We start from the raw sequence: 20,472 nt of genomic DNA, 5'->3' as shown, positions 1-20,472 counted from the left end.
CCCCCGATGAAACAGATCCAAAGGCCGACGCTACGCGCGTGGCTCAGGCTTCGAGGCAGGTGACCGGGATCCGGTGCACGGCGTTGTTGGCGAAGCCGCCCCGGTTCCACGGCGCGTCGACCGGCTGCACCTCGCCGTCGGAGGTGGTGGCGCGGGCCGTGACCAGGTGCTGCCCGGGCTCGGCGACCCACGACCAGCTCCACCGCCGCCACGCCCAGCGGTGACCGCCGTCCGGCGCGAGCGCGGCCTCGGCCCAGGTCTCACCGCCGTCGACCGACACCTCGACCCGCTCGACCGGGGCCCGGCCCGACCAGGCGCGGCCCTCGATCAGCACCGGCCCGGGCCGGACCACCCGGCCGCGGGTCATGAAGTCCGGGAAGCCGGGCGGGATGACCAGGGCCCGCGGTGCGATCCGGGTGATCGGCTCGCCCGGTTCGTCGGCGCTCTGCCGCACCACGTACGCCTTCTGCTGGAACCCCGTGAACGCGTGGTCGAGCACCTCGATGCGGGTGAGCCACTTGACGTTGGTCATGCCGTACCAGCCGGGCACGAGCAGCCGGACCGGGAAACCGTGCTGGGGCAGCAGGGGCGCGCCGTTCATCGCGTACGCGATCAGCACGTCGGGGGAGAGGGCCTCGGCGACGGTCAGCTTGCGTTGGTAATCCTGCTCGACGCCGCGCTCGACGCCGTGGTCGGCGCCGGTGAAGACCACGTCGACGGCGCCGTCCCGCACGCCGGCGGCGGTCAGCACGTCCCGCAGCGGCACCCCGGTCCACTCGGCGGTGCCCACGGCCTCGACCAGCCAGGGCTGGCTGACCGGGCGCGGCTCCAGGCGGGCCCGGCCGTTGCCCGCGCACTCCATGGTCGAGCGGACGGTGGTGGCCGGCATGGCCCGCAGGGTCTCGAGGTCGATGGTCAGCGGGCGGTCGACGAGGCCGTCGAGGGTCAGCCGCCAGGCGGCCGGGTCGACGAACGGGATGTCGTAGTGGATCAGCAGGTAGTGCAGGCCCGCCGGCGTCACGTCGTAACGCATGGCCTCCAGCGGCATGCCGTGGTTTCGGGCGGCCAGGCCGAGCTCCGCGCCGCTGACGCCCTCGTCCGCGTCGGCCACGCGGCTGGGGGTGCTGATCTCGTCGAGTCTCACGGGCAGAGCGTACCCCCGCCGTGCGTACGCATTGACATCGATCTGTAAAGGGTGTTTCCTGTTAACGCCCTGTCGGCGGGGGCGGTGACATCCATCGATGAGAAGGGGAGCAGCATGTCACGCGCCAGGATCGCCGGCAGCATCGCGCTGGGCGTCGTCGCGGCGGCCACCGCGTTCGCGCTCAGCCCACCCGCGTACGCCGCGAACGAACCGGTCAGCGTCTGGCTGACCACCACCTCCGACGGCGGCGGCCGGACCGTCACGCGCGGCCTGCAGCAGCAGCCGAACGTCGCGTTCGCGGCCACCAGCCCGGGCGCCACGCACACGATCACGGTCAACGAGAACACCCGCTACCAGACGTTCGAGGGCGCCGGCGCGTCGATCACCGACACCACCGCGTACCTCCTGCGGGGTGGTCCCGTCAGCGCGGCCACCCGCGACGCCGTGATGCGCAGGCTGTTCCACCCCACCGACGGCATCGGGCTCTCCTTCGTGCGCAACCCGATCGGGGCGTCCGACCTCTCCCGGCCGGGCAACGTCTCGCTCGACGACACGTGCTGCAACCTCAACGACTTCCACAGCAACGGGTACGACACGAACGTGCGGCTGCTGACCCAGCAGGCGAAGCAGCTCAACCCCGCCCTGCGCGTGAAGGGCGTCCCGTGGAGCGCGCCCGGCTGGATGAAGGACAACGGCCGGATGGACCAGATGGGCTGGCTGCGGGCGGAGTACTACCCGATGTACGCCCAGTACTTCGTGAAGTACGTGCAGATGTACCAGGCCGCCGGGATCCCGGTGAACTACGTGTCCGTGCAGAACGAGCCCAACTGCTGCCAGGCCGGCAACCCGACGGCGATGAATTACCCGGGGATGAGCTGGAACTCGTCGGGGCTGCTGGAGTTCACGAAGAACCACCTGCTGCCGGCGTTCCGGGCGGCCGGGATCACGACCAAGGTGATGGTGCACGACTGGAACTACGGCGACTGGAACCAGATCGGCGCCGGCATCGTGTCGGACGCGGCGTTGCGCAACGACCCGCTGTTCGGCGGCATCGCCTGGCACGGCTACAGCGGCAACCCGTCGGTCGGCTCACAGGTGCACGGCCAGTACCCCGCGGTGCACATGTTCTCCACCGAGCACTCCGGCGGCACCTGGATCGGCAACCAGCACAACGAGGACATGGCCGACATCGTCAACTACACCCGCAACTGGAGCGAGTCGGTCGTCAAGTGGAGCCTCGCGCTCAACCAGAACATGGGCCCGCACAACGGCGGCTGCGGCACCTGCACCGGGCTGGTCACCGTGCAGGAGGGCGGCGCCCGGGCCGGTCAGGTCGACTACACCATCGAGTACTACACGACCGGTCATCTGACCAAGTTCGTGCGGCCGGGCGCGCAGCGGATCGACTCGACCGCCAACGGCACCGTGCAGAACGTGGCCTGGCGCAACAGTGACGGCTCCAAGGCGCTGATCGCCCACAATGGAGGCACGAGCGGCCAGTCGGTCCGGGTCGTCTGGGGTGGACAGTCGTTCACCTACACCCTGCCGGCCCGGACGACCGCGACGTTCACGTGGTCGGGGACCCAGGGCCCGGGCGGGCCGACCAACCCGCCCACCGGACGGACCGGTCCCATCGTCGGCCTCGCCGGCAAGTGCCTGGACGTCGCAGGGGCCAACAGCGCCGACGGTACGGCGGTGCAGCTCTGGGACTGTAACGGCACCGCGGCGCAGCAGTGGACGGTGGGCGCCGACGGCACCGTGCGGGCGCTGGGCAAGTGCCTCGACGTGCGGGACAACTCGACCGCCAACGGCGCGCGGACACAGATCTGGTCGTGCACCGGGTCGGCAAACCAGCGCTGGACGGCGACCGCGGCCCGGGACCTGGTCAGCGCCAGCGCCAACAAGTGCCTGGACGTGGTCGACAACAACTCGGCCAACGGCACGCCCGCGCAGATCTGGACCTGCACCGGCGCCGGCAACCAGAAGTGGACCGTGCCGGCCTGACACATCGACGATCGTTGACTGATCGGACCTCTCGGGTCTACCGTGGGGTCCGCTCAGCCAACAAACGACACAATGCGGCCATTCGGCGGTGGCCCGAAGGGAGAAAGACCCGATGGGTATCACCCGCCGAACCGTGCTCGCGGGCGCCGGCGCCAGCGCCGCCGCCCTCGCCGTGAGTCAGCCGGCCGCCGCCGCGCCCAGCCCGCCGGGTGACGTCGTCGGCAAGGTCTCCGTCGGTTACCAGGGTTGGTTCGCCTGCCCCGGTGACGGCGCGCCGATCGGTGGTTGGTGGCACTGGTCGAGGGACCGGTTCCAGCCGCCGTCGCCGGCCAACACGACCATCGTGTCCTGGCCCGACATGCGCGAATACACCCGCGGCTACACGACCGCGTACCCGAATCTCGGCAACGGGCAGCCCGCCCAACTGTTTTCCTCCTATGACGACCAGACTGTCGACACGCACTTCAAGTGGATGCAGCAGTACAACTGCGACACCGCGGCGCTGCAGCGGTTCAACCCGGTCTCGGGTGAGGGCCCGACCCGCGACGCGATGACGCAGAAGGTGCGGGCGGCGGCCGAGAAGTACGGCCGCAAGTTCTACATCATGTACGACGTCACCAGCTGGACGAACATGCAGTCGGAGATCAAGACCGACTGGACGACGAAGATGTCGGCGCACGTGGCCTCGCCGGCGTACGCCCGGCAGAACGGTAAGCCGGTCGTGTGCATCTGGGGGTTCGGGTTCAACGACCCTGGCCGCCCGTTCGCGCCCGCGCCCTGTCTCGACGTCGTCAACTGGTTCAAGGCGCAGGGCTGTTACGTCATCGGCGGCGTGCCGACCTACTGGCGGCAGGGCATCAACGACTCCCGCGCCGGGTTCTCGGCGGTCTACCACGCTTTCAACATGATCTCGCCGTGGATGGTCGGCCGCACGGGCGACCTGGCCGGGCTGGACTCCTTCTACGCCAACGTCAACGTGCCCGACCAGGCCGACTGCCTGGCCAGCGGCATCGACTACCAGCCGTGCGTCATGCCGGGCGACCTGTCGTCGGGCCACCGGCGGCACGGCGACTTCTACTGGCGGCACATCTACAACATGGTGCGGCTCGGGGCGGCCGGGCTCTATGTGTCGATGTTCGACGAGTACAACGAGGGCAACCAGATCGCGAAGACCTCGGAGACGCAGGCGACCACGCCGGCCGGCGCCAACATCCGCGCTCTCGACGAGGACGGCACGTTCTGCTCCTCGGACTACTACCTGCGGATCACCGCCGACGGCGGCCGGATGCTCAAGGGCCAGCTCGCCCTGACCGCGACCCGGCCGACCCAGCCGGTGGTGGGGACCACGCCGCCGCCGGCCTTCGTGGGGCTACGGTCGCGCGCCAACAACCTCTGGGTGCAGGCCGGGGACGCGGGCAACGGACCGCTGGCCGCGCGGGGCACCGCGCTGGGCGCGTGGGAGCAGTTCGACCTGGTGCAGCTCAGCGGCGGCAACGTGGCGCTGCGGGCGCGGGTCAACGGCCGCTACGTCTGCGCCGAGAACGCCGGCGCGAACCCGCTGGTCGCCAACCGCACGGCGGTGGGGGGTTGGGAGACGTTCCGGCTGGTGCGCAACGCCAACGGCACGGTCAGCCTGCAGGCGACGATCAACGGCCGTTACGTCTGCGCCGACAACGCCGGCGCCAACCCGCTGATCGCCAACCGCACCGCGATCGGGCCCTGGGAGCAGTTCGACCTGGCCACCTCCTGAGCGTGGCGCAGGTCCTGGCGGCGGCGGGGGCAGGCTGGTAGAACCACGTCGTACCAGCCCGGCCGCCGCTAGGAGTGCGCATGCAGTTCGACCTGTCCGTCGCCGAGCTCGCCGCCTACCGCTACGAGGAGCCCGAGCCGGCCGACTTCGACGAGTTCTGGCGGCGGACGCTGGACGAGGCCGGCCGGATCCCGGTGGCGGCCGAGTTCGCGCCACACGACGGGCTGCTGCGCACGGTCGAGGCGTTCGACGTGACCTACGCCGGCTACGGCGGCGACCCGATCAAGGGCTGGCTCATCCTGCCGGCGGACCGGTCGGGGCCGCTTCCGGCGATCGTCGAGTACATCGGGTACGGCGGGGGCCGCGGGCGGCCGATCGAGTGGCTGGCCTACGCGAGCGCCGGATACGCGCACTTCGTGATGGACACGCGGGGGCAGGGGAGCACCTGGCGGACGGGCGACACACCGGACCCGGGCGCCTCGGGGCCGGCCGTGCCGGGCTACGTGACCCGGGGGATCCGCGACCCGCACGACTACTACTACCGACGGCTCTACGTCGACGCGTACCGGGCCGTCGACGCCGTGCGGGCGCATCCCGACGTCGACCCGACCCGGGTGGCGGTGACCGGACGCAGCCAGGGTGGCGCGCTGTCGGTGGCGGTGGGCGGGCTGCGCCACGACATCGCCGCGGCGGTGCCGCATGTCCCGTTCCTGTCCGCGTTCAGGCGGGCCACGGTCATCACGGACGCCAACCCGTACGCCGAGATCGTGCGCTGGTGCGCCACCCACCGCGACCTGGCCGACCAGGCGTTCGCGACGCTGGCCTACTTCGACGGCACGTCGTTCGCCCGCCGCGCGACCTGCCTCGGCTCGTTCTCGGTGGCGCTGATGGACCCGATCTGCCCACCGTCCACGGTGTACGCCGCGCACAACGTCTGGGCCGGCCCCAAGGAGATCGCCGTGTGGCCCTTCAACGACCACGACGGCGGCGGTGTCGAGGACACGATCCGCACGATCAAGGTGCTGCGGCAGCTGTTCGGCTGACGCCACGCCGCGGCAGGCGGCGGCCGGCGAAGCGGTCGACCTGGCGAAGGCGGCGAGGGCTATCCGGCTGTCGCGAGGAGCACCGCGAGGCCGGCCGCGACCGCGGTAAGGGTGACGGCCTGGACGGCGAGGTAGCGCCAGTTCCGTCGGACGAAGACCGGGCCGGTCGCCCGCTCGGTGTGCGCGTCGGCGAGGGCGACGATCCGGCGGGCCTGCCGCTCCGCGTCGGCATGATCCCGGTGCCGCGTGGCGGCGACCGGTATCGCGATGCCGTCCCTGGTGGTCACGACCGTTCCGGCGACCGCGGCGTCCAGAACGCCACCGACTGCGGCGGCGATCGGCCCCGCGGTGACGGCGCTGGCCGCCGCGACCACCGGAACGGCCGTCGGGTTGGCGGCGACGCCCCCGCTGGGGCGGTGGGTGATGGCCGCGACCTCGGCGAGCGGGATCACCGCGTGCAGGCGCGGGTTATGGATCACCAGCCGGCCGTCCCGGATCACGACCCTGGTGCCGAAGACGACGGTGTGCAGGTACCACAGACCGCCTCCGGCGCCGACCAGGCCGACCGCCAGGCCGACCGGATGCGGCGCGAGCGCGGCGGCCACCGCCACCGCGAGAACCACGACGGCGCCGGGCAGGGCGGTCAGGAAGCGGGTCGACCGGAAGACTGTGCCGCCGGTGGGAGAGCGGCCCAGCTCGCGCCGGCTGACCCGGCCCAGGCCGTCCATCCGGACCTGGGCCGCGGCGAGCACGGCCAGGACGGCGAAGAGCAGCCCGACGTCCGGCAGGACCAGGAGCGGACCCTCGCTGCCACCACCGTCGGCGCTGGCCACCCGCCGGGGCGCGGCCGGGTCGACGAAGACCTCGACCGGCTCACCGGTGCGGAGCCGCCCACCGGCGCGGTCGCGCCAGCCGAGCGTGCCGGTGTAGTGGCGGCCGGCATAGGCGTACGCGATGTCGACGCTGTGGTAGATCCCCGGCCGCACCGCTAAGTTGGCGTCGGTGACGACGGCGGTGACCGGCACGCCGGACGCCACACGCCGTTCCAGCATCGCCGACATCGCCTCGCCACCGAACCACCAGCCGGCGCCCGCGGCCGCCAGCACCAGCAGCACGGCCGCCCGCTCGATCATCCGTCGCACGGCGACAGGGTAGGCGGTGATGCGCCATGATCTGCGGCATGGCGGAGCATGAGCTGGCGGCGGTGTGGCGGCGGATCATCCGGGGCGAGGGCAAGTCGTGGGTGGCGTTCGCGCACGGCACCTGCGTGGTGCTGCCGGCGCCGCGGCCCAGGGACGATCTGGCGAAGCGGGCGATCGACATCCTGCGGGAGTACGGGCCCGTCCACCCCGGCTCGCCGGCCGGTGACTTCGGCACGATCGAGCTGGAGGACGGGCCCGGCTGGGTCGTCTGGGGGCACCACAACGACGTCCTTACCTACGTCGGCCCCGACGAGGTCGACGACGACGACGGCGACCTCGCCATCGGGCTGCACGGGCGCGGCAAGCGGGACAGCGACGGGCACGAGCTCACCGTCGTGCACGTCGAGGACAAGCGTTCCTAAGCCGTCAGGACGACCTTGCCCCGCAGGCCCCCGGCCTCGACCAGGCGGTGTGCCTCGGCCGCCTCGGTGAGCGGCATCGTGGCGGCCACCCGCGTGCGGAGCTTGCCCGCCGCCAGCTGACCGATCAGCTCGGCCAGCGGCTCCCGGTCGAGGTGGATGAGCTGGAGGTGCTGTCGGACCCCGCGGCTCGGGTCGAGCGGCGGCGTCGGTCGGGTGGTGACCACGGCCCCGCCCGACCCGACCGCGGCGGCCGCGGCGTCGCCGAGCGGGATCGCGTCGACCACCGCCGGCACCGGCCCGACCGCGGCCAGGTCGGCGGAGCGGGCGATCACCTCGGCCGCGCCGAGACCGCCGACCCAGGCCGCGTCGTCGTGGGTGGCCTGGGCGAGCACCCGGTGGCCACGCTGGGCGGCGAGCTGGGCCGCGAAGCCACCGACGCCGCCGCTCGCCCCGGTGACGAGCAACGTGGTCGGCTCCGCCAGGGAAAGCAGCGAGAGGGCCTGGTGGGCGGTGAGCGCGTTGAGCGGCGCGGTCGCCGCCGCCGCGGCGTCGAGGCCGGCGGGTAGTGGGACCAGCCACTGCGCGTCCATCGCGACCAGCTCGGCGTAGCCGCCGGGCGTGCCACGGGTCAGGTACCACGGGATCATGCCCACCACGGGGTCGCCCACCGCCAGGTCGGTCACGTCCGGGCCGACCGTGGCAACCTCGCCCGCCACGTCCCAGCCGGGCAGGAACGGCGGCGGCACCGGGCCACCCGGGATCATCCCGACCCGGGCCGCGATGTCGGCCGGCTGGACGCACACCGCCCGCACCCGCACCACGACCTGCCCGGCGCCGGCCACCGGATCCGGCAGCTCGGCGACCTGCAGTCCCTCGGGCCCACCGTGCGCCGCGACGATCACGCCATACATCCGTCCAGTATGGATCGACTCGCGCCACCGCACGACCCCGCCGACCCATATCCGGACGAAGCGGCTAGGAAACGCCGCTCGGAACCCTCGACGCGCGAGGGGACGAGGCCGGCGCCGGACGGCGGACGAACACCAGCGCCAGCACCGCACCGAACGCGGCGACGCCGGCCGCCACCGTGAGCGTCGTGCCGAGCCCGTCCGCGAAGCCCTGATCCACAGTGGACCGGAAGACCCCGCCGAACACCGCGACCCCGAGGGCGAACCCGAGCTGTCGCGCGGTGTTCAACGCTCCACCGGCCATCCCGCTGCGCTCCGGCGGCACCGACGCCAGCACCGCCGACGACAGCGTCGGCAGGACGGCGCCGACGCCCAGCCCCGCGACGACCAGACCTGGCACCAGCACCGCACCACCGCTGTCGGCGCCGACCGTCGACTGCAGCAGGTCGCCGACCGCGACGAGCACCAACCCGATCCCCACCGTCCACCGCGGGCTCCACCGTTGCAGCCGCTCGCCCGCGACGGCGCCGACCACCAACGCGGCCGCGCTCATCGGGAGCGCGCCGAGCAGCCCGGCGTCGACGGGACCGTGCCCGAGCACCTGCTGCAGCCACACGGTCGTAAAGGGCAGATAGGCGAACGCCGCCGCCTGCGCCAGCAGCGCGGCCACCACGAGGGCGGTGAAGGAAGGGCGACGGAACAGGGCGAGATCGAGCATCGGGTACGCGCGGCGGCGCTCGACGACCACGAACACCACGACCGCCAGGAGCCCCAGCGCGAACGCCCCCAGCGTCACCCCGTCGGTCCAGCCCGCGTCACCGGCCCGCACCAGCCCGTAGGTCGTCGCGCCGGCCGCGACCGTGAACGCCGCCGTGCCCGGCACGTCGAACCGGCCGGCCCCGGCCCGCGACTCGGCCACCGTCCGCACGGTCAGCCACGCGGCCAGGAGGCAGATCGGCAGGTTGACCAGGAAGATCCACCGCCATCCGGCGTGTTCGGTGAGCAGCCCGCCGACCACCGGCCCGGCCGCCGCCGCGGCGCCGTTCACGGCCCCCCACACGCCGAAGGCCACCCCGCGGTCCCGACCGTGGTAGCTGACGTGCAACAGCGCCACCGTGGTGGCGAACATCGCCGCGCCCCCGACGCCCTGCAGCACCCGGGCGGCGACGAGGACCCGCTCGTCGGGCGCCAGCGCGCACAGCAACGACGACGCCGCGAACAACCCGAGCCCCACGAGGTACGCGCGGCGGCGCCCGTACCGGTCGGCCAGTGATCCGGCGCCGAGCAGCAGGGTGGCGAGCGCGAGCGCGTACCCGTCGAGCACCCATTGGAGGCCCGCGAAGCCGGCGCCGAGGTCGGCGTCGATGGCGGGCAGCGCGACGACCACGACCGTGACGTCGACGAGCAGCAGGAAGGTTCCGAGACAGACCGCGATCAGCGGTGACCATGTGCGCATGCCTCGGACCATGCGTCGCGCCCCGAGCCCGGCACCACGTAGGCGGTGGATGATGGCGGATTTCGACACGACGCTACCCTTCAGCCATGGAAGTCGACATGCTCGACCGCCAAGTGATCCAGGCGCTGCGGATCAACGGCCGGGCCGGGTTCCGCGAGATCGGCGGCGTCCTCGGCGTGTCCGACCAGACCGTGGCCCGGCGCTACCGCCGCCTGCGCGAGCACGCCGGCGTGCGGGTCGTCGCCTCGCCCAACGCCATCGCCCTCGGCTACGAGATGTGGATGATCCGCCTGCGCACGGCCCCGGACGCGGCCGCCACGATCGCCGCCGCGCTGGCCCGCCGGTCCGACACCGGCTGGGTCAGCCTCACCTCCGGCGGCACCGAGATCGCCTGCAACGTCCGGCTGCCCGCGACCGCCGACCGCGACGCGCTGCTGCTCGGCAAGCTGCCGCGTACGCCCCGCCTCGTGTCCGTCAGCGCCCACTGCATGATCCACCATTTCGCCGGCGGTGCCGTCGGTCCCGACGCCCGCGACCCGGTGCTCAGGCCCGAGCAGGTGGCCGCGCTGACCCTGCCGCCGGCCGGCGACCGCCCGGCCGTCCTCGTCGACGCCGACCAGCCGCTGGTCGACGCCCTCGCGCGGGACGGCCGCCGCGGCTACGCCGACCTGTCCGCGGTCACCGGCTGGCCCGAGTCGACCGTCCGCCGGCGGCTGGCCGAACTGGTCGCCACCGGGGCCCTCTTCTTCGACGTCGAGGTCGACGCCGACGTGCTGGGTTACCGTGCCCGCGCGCTGCTCTGGCTCTCGGTCGCCCCGGCCCGCCTGGCCGCGGTCGGCGCCGCGCTGGCGGCTCACGAGGAGGTCGTGTTCGCGGCCGCGACCACCGGCCCGACCAACGTGCTGGCCACGGTCGTCTGCCACGACATGCCCGACCTCTATCGCTATCTCACCGAGCGGATCGGCCCCCTCGACGGGGTCGAGCGGGTCGAGACCGCGCCGATGGTCCGCCACGTCAAGCAGGTCGGCGCGGTCTGATCGGCGGGGCCTCGGACTTGATGACCTTCATGGTGAAGTGGGAGGTCAGGGTGGCCAGGCCCGGGACCGCCATCAGCTCCTGGGTCAGGAACCGCTCGTACGCCGTCTGGTCCTCGACCGCCACCAGGATCAGGTAGTCGGGCGAGCCGAAGAGCCGGCGGATCTCGACCACCTCGTCGTACGACGTCAGCCGGGCCTCGAACCGTTCGACGGTGCCGCGATCCATGGCGGCCAGCCCGAGCTGGACGTTGACCTCGAACGCGCGGCCGATGGCGCGCGGGTCGACGCGGGCGTGGTAGCCCACGATCACCCCGCTGTCCTCGAGCTGCTTCACCCGGCGCAGGCACGGCGACGGCGTCAACCCCACCCGGTCGGCCAGCTCGGTGTTGGTCATCCGGCAGTCCCGGCGCAGTTGGTCGATTATTGCTCGATCGATGCGGTCCACAGCAGGATTGTGCGCGCAACCGCCCCGCACGCGCAGCACTCGCAATCGCGCACCGGCTCGGATTGCCTAACCTCGATGGCATGACGACGCTCGCGGCGAACCCAGGAACCACCGACACCGACGAGTTCTGGACGCTGGCCCGGCGGCACCTCACCCGCTACGCCACCAACGAGTTCACCCCGGCGATCATCGAGCGCGCGGCCGGGTCCTATGTGTACGACAGCACCGGCCGGGCCATCCTGGACTTCACCTCGGGGCAGATGAGCGCCCTGCTCGGCCACTCGCATCCCGCGATCGTCGACACGGTCCGGCACGGCATCGGCGAGCTCGACCACCTGTTCAGCTGGATGCTGAGCCGGCCGCTGGTCGAGTTCGCCGCCACGCTGGCGGGGACCCTGCCGGCCGAGCTGTCCAAGGTGCTGCTGCTGAGCACCGGCGGCGAGTCCAACGAGGCCGCGATCCGGATGGCGAAGCTCTACACAGGACGCTACGAGGTCGTCGCGTTCGACCGGTCCTACCACGGCGTCACGCACGCCTCGCTGGCCGCCACCTACAGCATCCCGCGCGCCGGCTACGGTCCGGTGGCGCCGGGCAACATCGTCGTGCCGACGCCCAACCCGTACCGGCCGATGCTGGAACGCGACGGCCGGCACGACTGGCAGGCCGAGCTCGACTTCGCGTTCGACATCGTCGACCGGCAGTCGGTCGGCAGCCTGGCCGCGTTCATCGCCGAGCCGATCCTGAGCACCGGCGGCGTCATCGAGCCGCCACCGGGCTACCTGGCCGCCCTCAAGCGCAAGTGCGCGGAGCGGGGGATGCTGCTGATCCTCGACGAGGCGCAGACCGGCCTGTGCCGCACCGGCGACTGGTACGCGTTCCAGCGTGACGGCGTCACCCCGGACATCCTCACGCTCTCGAAGACCCTCGGCGCCGGGCTGCCCGTGTCGGCGGTGGTCACCAGCCCGGAGATCGAACAGCGGTGCCACGAGCGCGGCTTCTACTTCGGGACGACCCACGTGTCGGACCCGCTGGCCGCGGCGGTCGGCCTGAGCGTGGTGCGCTTCCTGGCCGCGAACGGCATGGAAGGGGTGGCCCGCCGGCAGGGCGAACGGCTTCGCGCCGGGCTGCTGGAGGTGCAGTCCCGGCACGAAGCCGTCGGCGACGTACGCGGTCGTGGTCTGCTCCAGGGCGTCGAACTGGTCACCGACCGCGCCACGAAGGCGCCGGCCAACGAGTTCGGTCAGGCCGTCACCGCCGCCTGCTTCGCGCGCGGCCTGCACCTCAACATCGTGCAGTTCCCCGGCAGCAGCAGCATCCTGCGCATCGCGCCCCCGCTGACCGTGACCGACGCCGAGATCGACGACGCCCTGGCCATCTTCGACGACGCGTTGACCGCTACCAGTTTCTTGAACCGCTCCTCGCCGATGCCGCAGAACGTGCAGGCGCCGCTCAGGAAGTCGGTCGTGCGGCGGAACGTCTCGCCCGCCAGCTGCCAGCGCAGCCACGCCGTGATGATGTGCTGGCCGTTGCGGGTCGCGTAGATGTGGTCGGTGTCGTCGAGGATGGAGAACCAGACCGGCACGTCGGTGTCGGTGTAGTCGCGCTCCATGTTGGCGGTGGCGAAATCCTCGTCACCGCCGATGTAGAGGGTGGGCCGCCGCAGGCTGTCGGGGCCGTTGCCGTCGAACGAGCCGCCGGCCACGTGGATCGTGGTGGTCAGCCGCGCCTCGTCGGCGACGTCGAACGTTCCGATCGACCCGCGCGAGTGCCCGCCGAACGCCACCGCCGACGTGTCGAGGCGCGCGGCGAGCGGGCTGCCCGAGCGGGCGTTCTCGTCCAGACGAAGATCGGGTGGTCCACGCCGTTCTGGCCGAGGTTCGTCGGGTGCACGAGCCACCCGTCGTTGCCCGGGCCGGCGGTCCGGTCGACCGTCACGGCGTACGGCCCGGCCCGGGTCACGTCGGCCACCGGCGGCAGTGACCCACCCGGTGGCTCCTCCCCGTCGCCGGCCGCGATCAGCACGTTGTCGACGGTCAGCGTCTCCAGCGGGCTGCTCGCGTCGAGCGCGAACCGCAGCCGCAGGTCCCGCCCCTCGACCGAGGCGGGCAGGTCGAACGAGGCGGCGCCGGTCGCGGTGCGCGCCGACTCGAGGGTGGTGAACGCGCCGCCGTCGACGGAGTAGGAGACGGTGAACGCCTCGCCGAGGTCGACGGGCGCCGAGGTGATGGCCGGGTCGGAGAAGAGCGACGCGCTCAACCGGGCGCCGTACGTGCCGGTCGTGACCGATCCGGTCGCCGTGAAGGTCGCCGGTGAGGGTTGTCCCTCGACCTGCCCCTCGACCGGCGCGGGGCCGACAACCCGTAGGCCCGGCCAGGAGGTCTGCCGGGGTGCACAGGCCCAACACCCGTTCGGTGGGAGGAACGTCTATGCACAGGAAGCACACCAGGGCCGGCGCGGCTGTCGCGGCCGGCCTGCTGATCGCGGCGTTGGCCGCGCCTTCGCCCGCGGTGGCGGGCCCCCGCTTCACCCCCGGCGCGCCCGGCGTCGGCGACGACTACTACCCGACGTACGGCAACGGGGGTTACGACGTCGCGCACTACGGCCTCGACGTCCGCTACGACCCGGCGAGCGACCAGCTCACCGGCAAGGCGACGATCCGGGCCCGCGCCACGCAGAGCCTGTCCGCGTTCAACCTCGACCTCGTGGGCCTGACCGTCGACGCGGTCACGGTGGACGGTCGCGCGGCGACCTGGTCGCGGGCCGGCCAGGAGCTCACGATCCGGCCGCGCAGCGGACTCCGCGACGGGCGGTTCTTCGCCGTCGAGGTCCGCTACCACGGCGTGCCGCAGACCCTCACGTTGCCCGGACTCCCCTACGAGGCCGGGTTCATGCACACCGACGACGGCGCGGTCGTCGCCGGCCAGCCCGAGGTGGCCGCGACCTGGTTCCCGGTCAACGACCATCCGCGCGACCGGGCCAGCTACTCGTTCGCGGTCACCGTGCCGGCGGGGCTCGAGGTCATCTGCAACGGGCTCCCGCTGGGCAACACCACCCGTGGCGGCTGGACCACGTCACGGTGGGTGCAGCTCACCCCGATGATCAGCTATCTGGCGACGGCGACGATCGGCGAGTTCGACGTCGACACCACCTGGCACGACGGCCGGCCGACGATCATCGCGATCGACCCGGACCTGCCGCCGGGCTTCGCCGACGACGCGGTCGGCCGTACCGACGAGATCACCGATTTCCTGGAGACCAGGTTCGGGCCGTACCCGTTCGAGTCCAACGGGGCCATCGTCGACGACCACCCGCCGCTGGCCTTCGCGCTGGAGAACCAGACCCGCTCGATCTACGCGGCGAGCTGGTTCGCGCCGGGCGTCAACCCGCTGGAGACCCAGGTCGTCGCCCACGAGGTGGCCCACCAGTGGTTCGGCGACCTCGTGGCGGTCGACCGCTGGCGGGACATCTGGCTCAACGAGGGCTTCGCGACGTACGCCGAGTGGCTCTGGCTGGACCAGATCGGCGAGGGCACGCCGCAGAGCATCTTCGACGACTTCTACGCGGCCCCGCTGTCGGCGCCGTACTGGGACCCGCCGCCCGGCGACCCGGGCACCGACGAGCTCTTCGACCTGTCGGTCTACACCCGCGGCGGCATGACCGTCCACGCCCTGCGGGTCACGGTCGGCGACGCCGCCTTCTGGCGCATCGTCCGGGCGTGGCTGGCGCAGAACCGCTTCGCCACGGGCAGCACACCGGAGTTCATCGCCCTGGCGGAACGCATCTCCGGCAAGCAGCTCGACGCGCTCTTCGACGCGTGGCTGAACCAGCCGGGCAAGCCCCCGCACCCGGGCGGCACGGCCACCACCAGGACGGAAGGCGCGGCGAAGGAGTACGTCGACCGCGTCCTCTCCGGCGAGACACCGCACCACGGCCACCCGTTCGAACACGGCGGCTGATTTCGAGGGAGATGGGCCGGGCGTCCCGACAAGGGACGCCCGGTTCAGCCGACGGCGGCGACGACGACCGCGATGAAGAGGACGCCGAGGATGGTGGCGGCCAGCGTGCCCCAGGCCGGGTGGTCCGCGTGGGCCTCCGGGATGATCTTCGCCGTCGCGATGTGCAGCAGGAAGCCCGCGAAATAGGCCAGGTAGAGCGCGATCGCGGACTCCGACAGGTGGATGGCCGAGCCGACGATCGCGCCGGCCACCGGGGCCAGGGCGTCGGCGGTCAGCAGCAGGACGGCACGGCGGCGGGCGTTGCCGTACATCGCGGTCAGGGTGAAGGTGTTGAAGCCGTCCGCGAAGTCGTGGGCGAGCACCGCGATCGCGACCGTGGTCGCGGTGGCCGCGCCGGCGGCGAAGCTGACGCCGATGCCGAGGCCGTCCAGGAAGCTGTGCACGACCAGGGCGCCGCCGGCCAGCAGGCCCAGCGGGCGCAGGTCGTGGCGGTGCGCGGTGTAGTGGGCGCCGCTCGTCCGGTAGGACTCCAGCGCCTTCTCGATGACGTGGATCGTCAGGAAGCCGGCGACGAACAGCACCATCACGGTGGGTATGCCGACGACCGTGGCCGACGAGCCGGCGAACGCCTCCGGGAGCAGGTCGAAGGCGACCACGCCGAGCACCACCCCGCCGACCGCACCGAGCACCAGGTGGCGGCGGTCCGTGACGCGCATGGCGACCAGCCCGCCGATGGCGGTCGTCGCGGCCGAGGCCAGCGCGAGGAGGATGGGCCCGATCATGATGAACTGACGATAAGTCCGGGCAGCGGTGCGACGCGGGCGGGCGCGCGGGGCGGAACCCCGCGCGCCCCCGGACCGTCAGCAGCGCGGCACGCCAGGTATGAACCCGTCGTAGCCCGTGTAGACGTACGCGTCCGCGATGAACCGGCCGGAGCCGATCCGGTCCCAGATGTTGCTGGTCCCGTAGGTGCCGGTCACCGAGGTGCCGGTAGTCTGGCATGCGATGGTCACCCGCGTGCCGTCGGCGACGGTCCCCACCGAGGCGTACGACGTGCCCGGGCCGGACCGCACCGTCAGCGGCGTGCCGGCCGTGTTGACCGTCGCGTTGCCGCCGGAGCAGGCGTTGTCGCTGGTGTAGGTCTTGGTGCCCCAGTAGAGCGCCAGCGCGCCGTTGAACCGGACCTGCACCGCCGACCCGTTGAGCCGCTGCTCGTAGTGCAGGTGGGGGCCGGTCGAGCCGCCGCTCGTGCCGACGTAGCCGATCACCCGGCCGTAGCCCACCGACTGCCCGACCGACACGTTGAACGCGCTCAGGTGCGCGTAGTACGTGGTGTAGCCGCCGCCGTGGTTGATCCGCACGTACCGGCCGTAGCTGGTGTTGCCCAGGTTGGTGACCACGTCGACCGTGCCGGGCGCGCTGGCCACCACCGGGTCGCCGTCGTCGTTGGTGCGGTTGAAGTCGATAGCGTTGGCCGGGCTGTGGTTGGTGCGGGTCTGCCCCGACCACGCCTGCCCGCACGGGAACGGCACCTTGAACGTCGGCGCGGCCAGCGCGGGAGCCGGCGGGAGCAGCAGGAACGCGACACACGCGGCACCGAGCAGGCGCCACCACCGATGCTTCATGCACACCTCCGAGTCATATGAAGAAATACTTCAATGCTTGGATATGATCCTGGCAGAAAACTGCGTGGGGCGGAACAGGGGCCGACGGTAGGTTGAACGCGTGCCCCCGCAGATCCCTCACGCCGATCCCGGGGTGCCCGACACACGGGGACCGTTCCGCTACATGTGGTGGCTCACCCGCTGCCAACCCTGGCGGGTGCTGCGCGGTGCCGTCGTCGGCACCGCCTGGATGGTCGGCCTCGCCGTGCGCCCCTACCTGATCTCGCGCGCGGTCGACGACGGCCTGCGCCACGGCGACCGGCGGGCGCTGGTGCTCTGGGTCGCCGCGATCCTGGTCTGCGGCCTCGCGCTCGCCTGGCTCGGCATCATGCGCCACCGCACGATGACGATGGTCCGGGAGGACGCCACCGCCCGCTCGGCCGAGGTGCTGCTGCGCCACCTGTCCCGCACCGGCGCGTCCCTGCCCCGGCGGCTCGCGGCCGGTGAGGTCGCCACGGTCGGCGGGCGTGACATCAGCTACGTCTCGCAGGTGCTCACGTTCACCGGCCCGGGCGTCGGCGCGGTCATCGCGTACGCCGCCGTCGCGGTCGTGCTCTGGGACGCCGCGCCGCCGCTGGCGCTCACCGTGCTGCTCGGCGTGCCCTGCGTGGTCGCCGTCATCTCGCCGCTGCTGCGCCGGCTGGAGGCCGTCGAGACCGACTACCGGCACAAGCAGGGCGCGCTGACCGCGCGGTCGGGCGACATCGTCGCGGGGCTGCGGGTGCTGGCCGGCGTCGGTGGTCGCGGCCTGTTCGCCCGGCGCTACGAGCGGCGGTCGCGCGAGCTGATGGCCGAGGGCTACCGCGTGGCGACCGTCAACAGCTGGATCGAGGCGCTGGCCATCGCGATCCCGGCGCTGTTCCTCGCGCTGGTCGTCTGGCTGGCGGCCCGGATGGCCGCCGCCGGCACCATCTCGGTCGGCGAGATGGTCGCGGTGTACGGCTACGTCGCCATCCTGGCCGTGCCGTGCTGGTTCCTGCTCGGCTCCGCGCACGACGTCATCCGTGGCCGGGTCGCCGCCCGGCGCATCCTGGCCCTGCTCGCCGTCGGCCCCGAGACCGCGGGCGGCCCGGTGGTCCACGAGGCGCCCCCGGCGCCGGCCGACCTCCACGACCCCGACAGCGGGCTGACCGTGCCGGCGGGGCGACTGGTCGCGGTCGCCGCCGACGACCCCGGCGCCGCGGCCGCGCTGGCCGACCGGCTGGCCCGGTTCACCCACAGCGACGTCACCTGGGGCGGCGTGCCGATCGCGGCCGTGCCGCTGGCCGACGTGCGCCGCCGCATCCTGGTCGGCGACCACGACGCCTTCCTGTTCGCCGGCCCGCTGCGCACCACGCTGACCCGCGGCGGCCCCGGCGAGGTGGGCCCGGCCGTGCACGCGGCCGCCGCCGAGGACGTCGTCGAGTCGCTGCCCGAGGGCGTCGACACCGAGGTCGACACCCAGGGCCGGACGCTCTCCGGCGGCCAACGGCAGCGGGTCCGGCTGGCCCGCGCGGTGCACACCGACCCCGAGGTGCTGATCCTGGTCGACCCGACCTCGGCGGTCGACGCGCACACCGAGGCCCGCATCGCGGCACGGCTGCGCGCGGCGCGGGCCGGCCGCACCACCGTGCTGCTGGCCACCTCGCCGCTGCTGCTCGGGCAGGCCGACGAGGTGGCGTTCCTGGCCGACGGCCGGGTCGCGGCCACCGGCGCGCACGGCGACCTCGTCAAACGCGTGCCCGGCTACCGGGCCCTGGTCGCCCGCGACAGCGACGCGGAGGTGGCGGGATGACCGGGCTGCCGGTGGCCGACCGGGCGACCACCCGCCGGGCGACCCGGGACCTGGTGGCGGGGGAGCGCCGCGCCGTCGTCCTGGTGCTCCTGCTGCAGGGCGCCGCCGTCGCCGCCGGCCTCGCGGCGCCCCGGCTGCTCGGCGCGATCGTCGACGAGGTGATCGCCGGCAAGGGCGCGGCCGCGGTCGACAAGCTGGCGCTCGCCATCGTCGCCTGCACGCTGGTGCAGGGCGCGCTGCTGCGCTACGGGCACCTCGTCGGCTACCGGCTGGGGGAGCGGGCCATCGCCCGGCTCCGCGAGCAGTTCGTGCGCCGGACCCTCAACCTGCCGACCGCCGTCGTCGAGCGGGCCGGCGCCGGCGACCTGGCCAACCGCAGCTCGGTCGACGTGGCCACGGTCGGCACGATGGTGCGCGACGTCGTGCCCATCATGGTCATCGCGTTCGTCCAGCTCGTGCTCCTGTTCGGCGCGATCTTCCTGATCGACCCGTGGCTCGGGCTGGTGGCGCTGACCGGGCTGCCCACGATCCTCGCGGTCACCCGCTGGTACCTGCGCCGGGCCACGCCCGCCTACCTGGCCGAGGGGGCCGCCAGCGCCGACCTGACCGAGTCGCTGACCACCACCGCCGAGGGTGCCCGCACGATCGAGGCGCTGCGGCTGGCCGACGACCGGATCGACAACGGCACGGCCCGGGTCGGCCGGCTGTGGGCCACCCGGCGGGCGACGCTCGCGCTGCGCACGGTGTTCTTTCCGGTGGTCGAGGCCAGCTACGCCGTGCCGATCGCGCTGGTGCTGCTGGCCGGCGGCGTGCTGACCCGGGGCGGCGGCGTGACCGTGGGCGACGTGGTGGCCGCCGCGCTGCTGCTGCAACAGGCGATCGACCCGCTCGACCGGATCCTCCAGTTCATCGAGCAGACCCAGCGCGGCATCGCCTCGTACGCCCGGGTGCTCGGGGTCGGGGTCGGTGTGCCGGAGCAACGCGGCCTGCCGCCCGCGCCCGGCGACGAGCGGATCGTGGTGCGCGGCGCCCGGTTCGCCTACAGCTCCGGCCACGACGTGCTGCACGGGATCGACCTCGAGCTGCGGCAGGGGGAGCGGCTCGCGATCGTCGGGCCGTCCGGCGCCGGCAAGTCCACCCTCGCCCGGCTGCTCGCCGGGACCGAGGCGCCCGACAGCGGCGCCGTGACCCTGGGCGGCGTGCCGATCGCCGACATCGACCCGGCCCAGCGGCGGCAGCTGATCTCGCTGGTCACCCAGGAGCACCACGTCTTCATCGGCACGCTGCGTGACAACCTGTCGTTCGCCGCGCCGGACGCGAGCGACGCCGACATGCTCACCGCGCTGCTCGCGGTCGGCGCCGACTGGTACGCCGACCTCCCGGAGGGCCTCGACACGCGGCTCGGCGAGGGCGCCCGCGAGCTCGGGCCGGCCGACGCCCAGCAGCTCGCGCTGGCCCGCATCGTGCTGGCCGACCCGCACACGCTGATCCTCGACGAGGCGACCGCGGCCCTCGACCCGACCACCGCCCGGCGGACCGAGCGCGCCCTCGCCGCGGTGCTCGAAGGCCGCACGGTCGTCGCGATCGCCCACCGGCTCAACACCGCCCGCGACGCCGACCGCGTCGCGGTGATGGAGGCGGGCCGGGTCACCGAGCTGGGCACCCACGACGAGCTGGTCGACGCCGGTGGCGCGTACGCCGCGCTCTGGCGCTCCTGGCACGGCTGA

Annotated in this window: 17 protein-coding genes; 9 read left to right on the top strand and 8 right to left on the bottom strand. The window is 73.0% G+C overall.

Translation table 11 applies throughout. The annotated features are described in order from the left end of the window. Positions 1-43 precede the first annotated feature (43 nt). On the bottom strand, positions 44-1,144 hold the full coding sequence (locus O7635_RS30930; RefSeq protein WP_278084024.1) for a sulfite oxidase: 1,101 nt from the start codon (positions 1,142-1,144) through the stop codon (positions 44-46). Between the two features lie 114 nt (positions 1,145-1,258). Here O7635_RS30930 and O7635_RS30925 point away from each other — a divergent pair, with 114 nt between their 5' ends. From O7635_RS30925 to O7635_RS30915, 3 genes are all read left to right on the top strand, one after another. Beyond that, entirely contained in the window at positions 1,259-3,148 is a 1,890-nt protein-coding gene (locus O7635_RS30925) for a lectin (RefSeq protein WP_278084023.1), read from the top strand. Between the two features lie 112 nt (positions 3,149-3,260). Further along, positions 3,261-4,898: a lectin gene (locus O7635_RS30920; protein WP_278084022.1), complete on the top strand. Its 1,638-nt coding sequence runs from the start codon at positions 3,261-3,263 to the stop codon at positions 4,896-4,898. An 80-nt stretch (positions 4,899-4,978) separates the two neighbouring features. Beyond that, positions 4,979-5,941, top strand: coding sequence for an acetylxylan esterase (locus O7635_RS30915; protein WP_278084021.1), 963 nt, complete (start codon positions 4,979-4,981; stop codon positions 5,939-5,941). Positions 5,942-6,000: 59 nt separating this feature from the next. On the opposite strand, the gene O7635_RS30910 is transcribed toward O7635_RS30915, so the two are convergent. Then, the gene (locus tag O7635_RS30910; protein WP_278085611.1) at positions 6,001-7,074 is read right to left on the bottom strand and encodes a DUF3592 domain-containing protein; all 1,074 of its coding nucleotides are present in this window, start codon (positions 7,072-7,074) and stop codon (positions 6,001-6,003) included. Positions 7,075-7,121: 47 nt separating this feature from the next. Here O7635_RS30910 and O7635_RS30905 point away from each other — a divergent pair, with 47 nt between their 5' ends. After that, positions 7,122-7,505 (top strand): hypothetical protein, encoded by a 384-nt coding sequence (locus O7635_RS30905; RefSeq protein WP_278084020.1) that lies wholly within the window; start codon positions 7,122-7,124, stop codon positions 7,503-7,505. Here the strand turns inward: O7635_RS30905 and O7635_RS30900 are convergent. Next, a complete protein-coding gene (locus O7635_RS30900; RefSeq protein ID WP_278084019.1) occupies positions 7,502-8,416 on the bottom strand; it encodes a zinc-binding dehydrogenase in 915 nt (304 codons plus the stop codon). The genes O7635_RS30905 and O7635_RS30900 overlap by 4 nt on opposite strands. A gap of 64 nt (positions 8,417-8,480) precedes the next feature. Next, positions 8,481-9,869, bottom strand: coding sequence for an MFS transporter (locus O7635_RS30895; RefSeq protein ID WP_278084018.1), 1,389 nt, complete (start codon positions 9,867-9,869; stop codon positions 8,481-8,483). An 86-nt stretch (positions 9,870-9,955) separates the two neighbouring features. On the opposite strand from O7635_RS30895, the gene O7635_RS30890 reads away from it, so the two are divergent. Continuing rightward, positions 9,956-10,906: an AsnC family transcriptional regulator gene (locus tag O7635_RS30890; protein WP_278084017.1), complete on the top strand. Its 951-nt coding sequence runs from the start codon at positions 9,956-9,958 to the stop codon at positions 10,904-10,906. Here O7635_RS30890 and O7635_RS30885 read toward each other — a convergent pair. Next, positions 10,884-11,351, bottom strand: a complete 468-nt coding sequence (locus O7635_RS30885) for an Lrp/AsnC family transcriptional regulator (RefSeq protein WP_278084016.1) — start codon at positions 11,349-11,351, stop codon at positions 10,884-10,886. The two genes, O7635_RS30890 and O7635_RS30885, sit on opposite strands and share 23 nt — an antisense overlap. An 80-nt stretch (positions 11,352-11,431) precedes the next feature. Between O7635_RS30885 and O7635_RS30880 the strand changes: the two genes are divergently transcribed. Continuing rightward, positions 11,432-12,892 carry an aspartate aminotransferase family protein gene (locus O7635_RS30880; RefSeq protein WP_278084015.1) on the top strand — a complete coding sequence of 487 codons (1,461 nt, stop codon included), beginning with the start codon at positions 11,432-11,434 and terminating at the stop codon, positions 12,890-12,892. Positions 12,893-13,067: 175 nt separating this feature from the next. Here the strand turns inward: O7635_RS30880 and O7635_RS30875 are convergent, their stop codons facing one another. After that, positions 13,068-13,607, bottom strand: a complete 540-nt coding sequence (locus tag O7635_RS30875; protein WP_278084014.1) for a hypothetical protein — start codon at positions 13,605-13,607, stop codon at positions 13,068-13,070. Positions 13,608-13,777: 170 nt separating this feature from the next. On the opposite strand from O7635_RS30875, the gene O7635_RS30870 reads away from it, so the two are divergent. Next, positions 13,778-15,307 carry a M1 family metallopeptidase gene (locus O7635_RS30870; protein ID WP_278084013.1) on the top strand — a complete coding sequence of 510 codons (1,530 nt, stop codon included), beginning with the start codon at positions 13,778-13,780 and terminating at the stop codon, positions 15,305-15,307. A 44-nt stretch (positions 15,308-15,351) separates the two neighbouring features. On the opposite strand, the gene O7635_RS30865 is transcribed toward O7635_RS30870, so the two are convergent. Together O7635_RS30865 and O7635_RS30860 are read right to left on the bottom strand one after the other, a co-directional pair. Then, positions 15,352-16,089, bottom strand: coding sequence for a ZIP family metal transporter (locus O7635_RS30865; protein WP_278084012.1), 738 nt, complete (start codon positions 16,087-16,089; stop codon positions 15,352-15,354). A 78-nt stretch (positions 16,090-16,167) separates the two neighbouring features. After that, complete coding sequence (locus O7635_RS30860) at positions 16,168-16,932, bottom strand: peptidoglycan DD-metalloendopeptidase family protein (RefSeq protein WP_278084011.1); 765 nt, start codon at positions 16,930-16,932, stop codon at positions 16,168-16,170. A gap of 196 nt (positions 16,933-17,128) precedes the next feature. On the opposite strand from O7635_RS30860, the gene O7635_RS30855 reads away from it, so the two are divergent. Next, a complete protein-coding gene (locus tag O7635_RS30855) occupies positions 17,129-18,745 on the top strand; it encodes an ABC transporter ATP-binding protein (RefSeq protein WP_278085610.1) in 1,617 nt (538 codons plus the stop codon). Next, positions 18,742-20,472 (top strand): ABC transporter ATP-binding protein, encoded by a 1,731-nt coding sequence (locus tag O7635_RS30850; protein ID WP_278084010.1) that lies wholly within the window; start codon positions 18,742-18,744, stop codon positions 20,470-20,472. Before O7635_RS30855 ends, O7635_RS30850 begins: the two co-directional genes overlap by 4 nt.

The organism is Asanoa sp. WMMD1127, assembly GCF_029626225.1.
Classification (GTDB): Bacteria; Actinomycetota; Actinomycetes; order Mycobacteriales; family Micromonosporaceae; genus Asanoa.
This window is presented reverse-complemented; position numbering and strand designations above follow the sequence as displayed.

Coding starts and splice junctions, on each gene's coding strand:
- O7635_RS30865 (WP_278084012.1), bottom strand. CDS start 16,089: ATGATCGGGCCCATCCTCCTCGCGCTGGCCTCGGCCGCGACGACCGCC.
- O7635_RS30895 (WP_278084018.1), bottom strand. CDS start 9,869: ATGCGCACATGGTCACCGCTGATCGCGGTCTGTCTCGGAACCTTCCTG.
- O7635_RS30905 (WP_278084020.1), top strand. CDS start 7,122: ATGGCGGAGCATGAGCTGGCGGCGGTGTGGCGGCGGATCATCCGGGGC.
- O7635_RS30920 (WP_278084022.1), top strand. CDS start 3,261: ATGGGTATCACCCGCCGAACCGTGCTCGCGGGCGCCGGCGCCAGCGCC.
- O7635_RS30915 (WP_278084021.1), top strand. CDS start 4,979: ATGCAGTTCGACCTGTCCGTCGCCGAGCTCGCCGCCTACCGCTACGAG.
- O7635_RS30870 (WP_278084013.1), top strand. CDS start 13,778: ATGCACAGGAAGCACACCAGGGCCGGCGCGGCTGTCGCGGCCGGCCTG.
- O7635_RS30850 (WP_278084010.1), top strand. CDS start 18,742: ATGACCGGGCTGCCGGTGGCCGACCGGGCGACCACCCGCCGGGCGACC.
- O7635_RS30860 (WP_278084011.1), bottom strand. CDS start 16,932: ATGAAGCATCGGTGGTGGCGCCTGCTCGGTGCCGCGTGTGTCGCGTTC.
- O7635_RS30925 (WP_278084023.1), top strand. CDS start 1,259: ATGTCACGCGCCAGGATCGCCGGCAGCATCGCGCTGGGCGTCGTCGCG.
- O7635_RS30900 (WP_278084019.1), bottom strand. CDS start 8,416: ATGTATGGCGTGATCGTCGCGGCGCACGGTGGGCCCGAGGGACTGCAG.
- O7635_RS30880 (WP_278084015.1), top strand. CDS start 11,432: ATGACGACGCTCGCGGCGAACCCAGGAACCACCGACACCGACGAGTTC.
- O7635_RS30890 (WP_278084017.1), top strand. CDS start 9,956: ATGGAAGTCGACATGCTCGACCGCCAAGTGATCCAGGCGCTGCGGATC.
- O7635_RS30910 (WP_278085611.1), bottom strand. CDS start 7,074: ATGATCGAGCGGGCGGCCGTGCTGCTGGTGCTGGCGGCCGCGGGCGCC.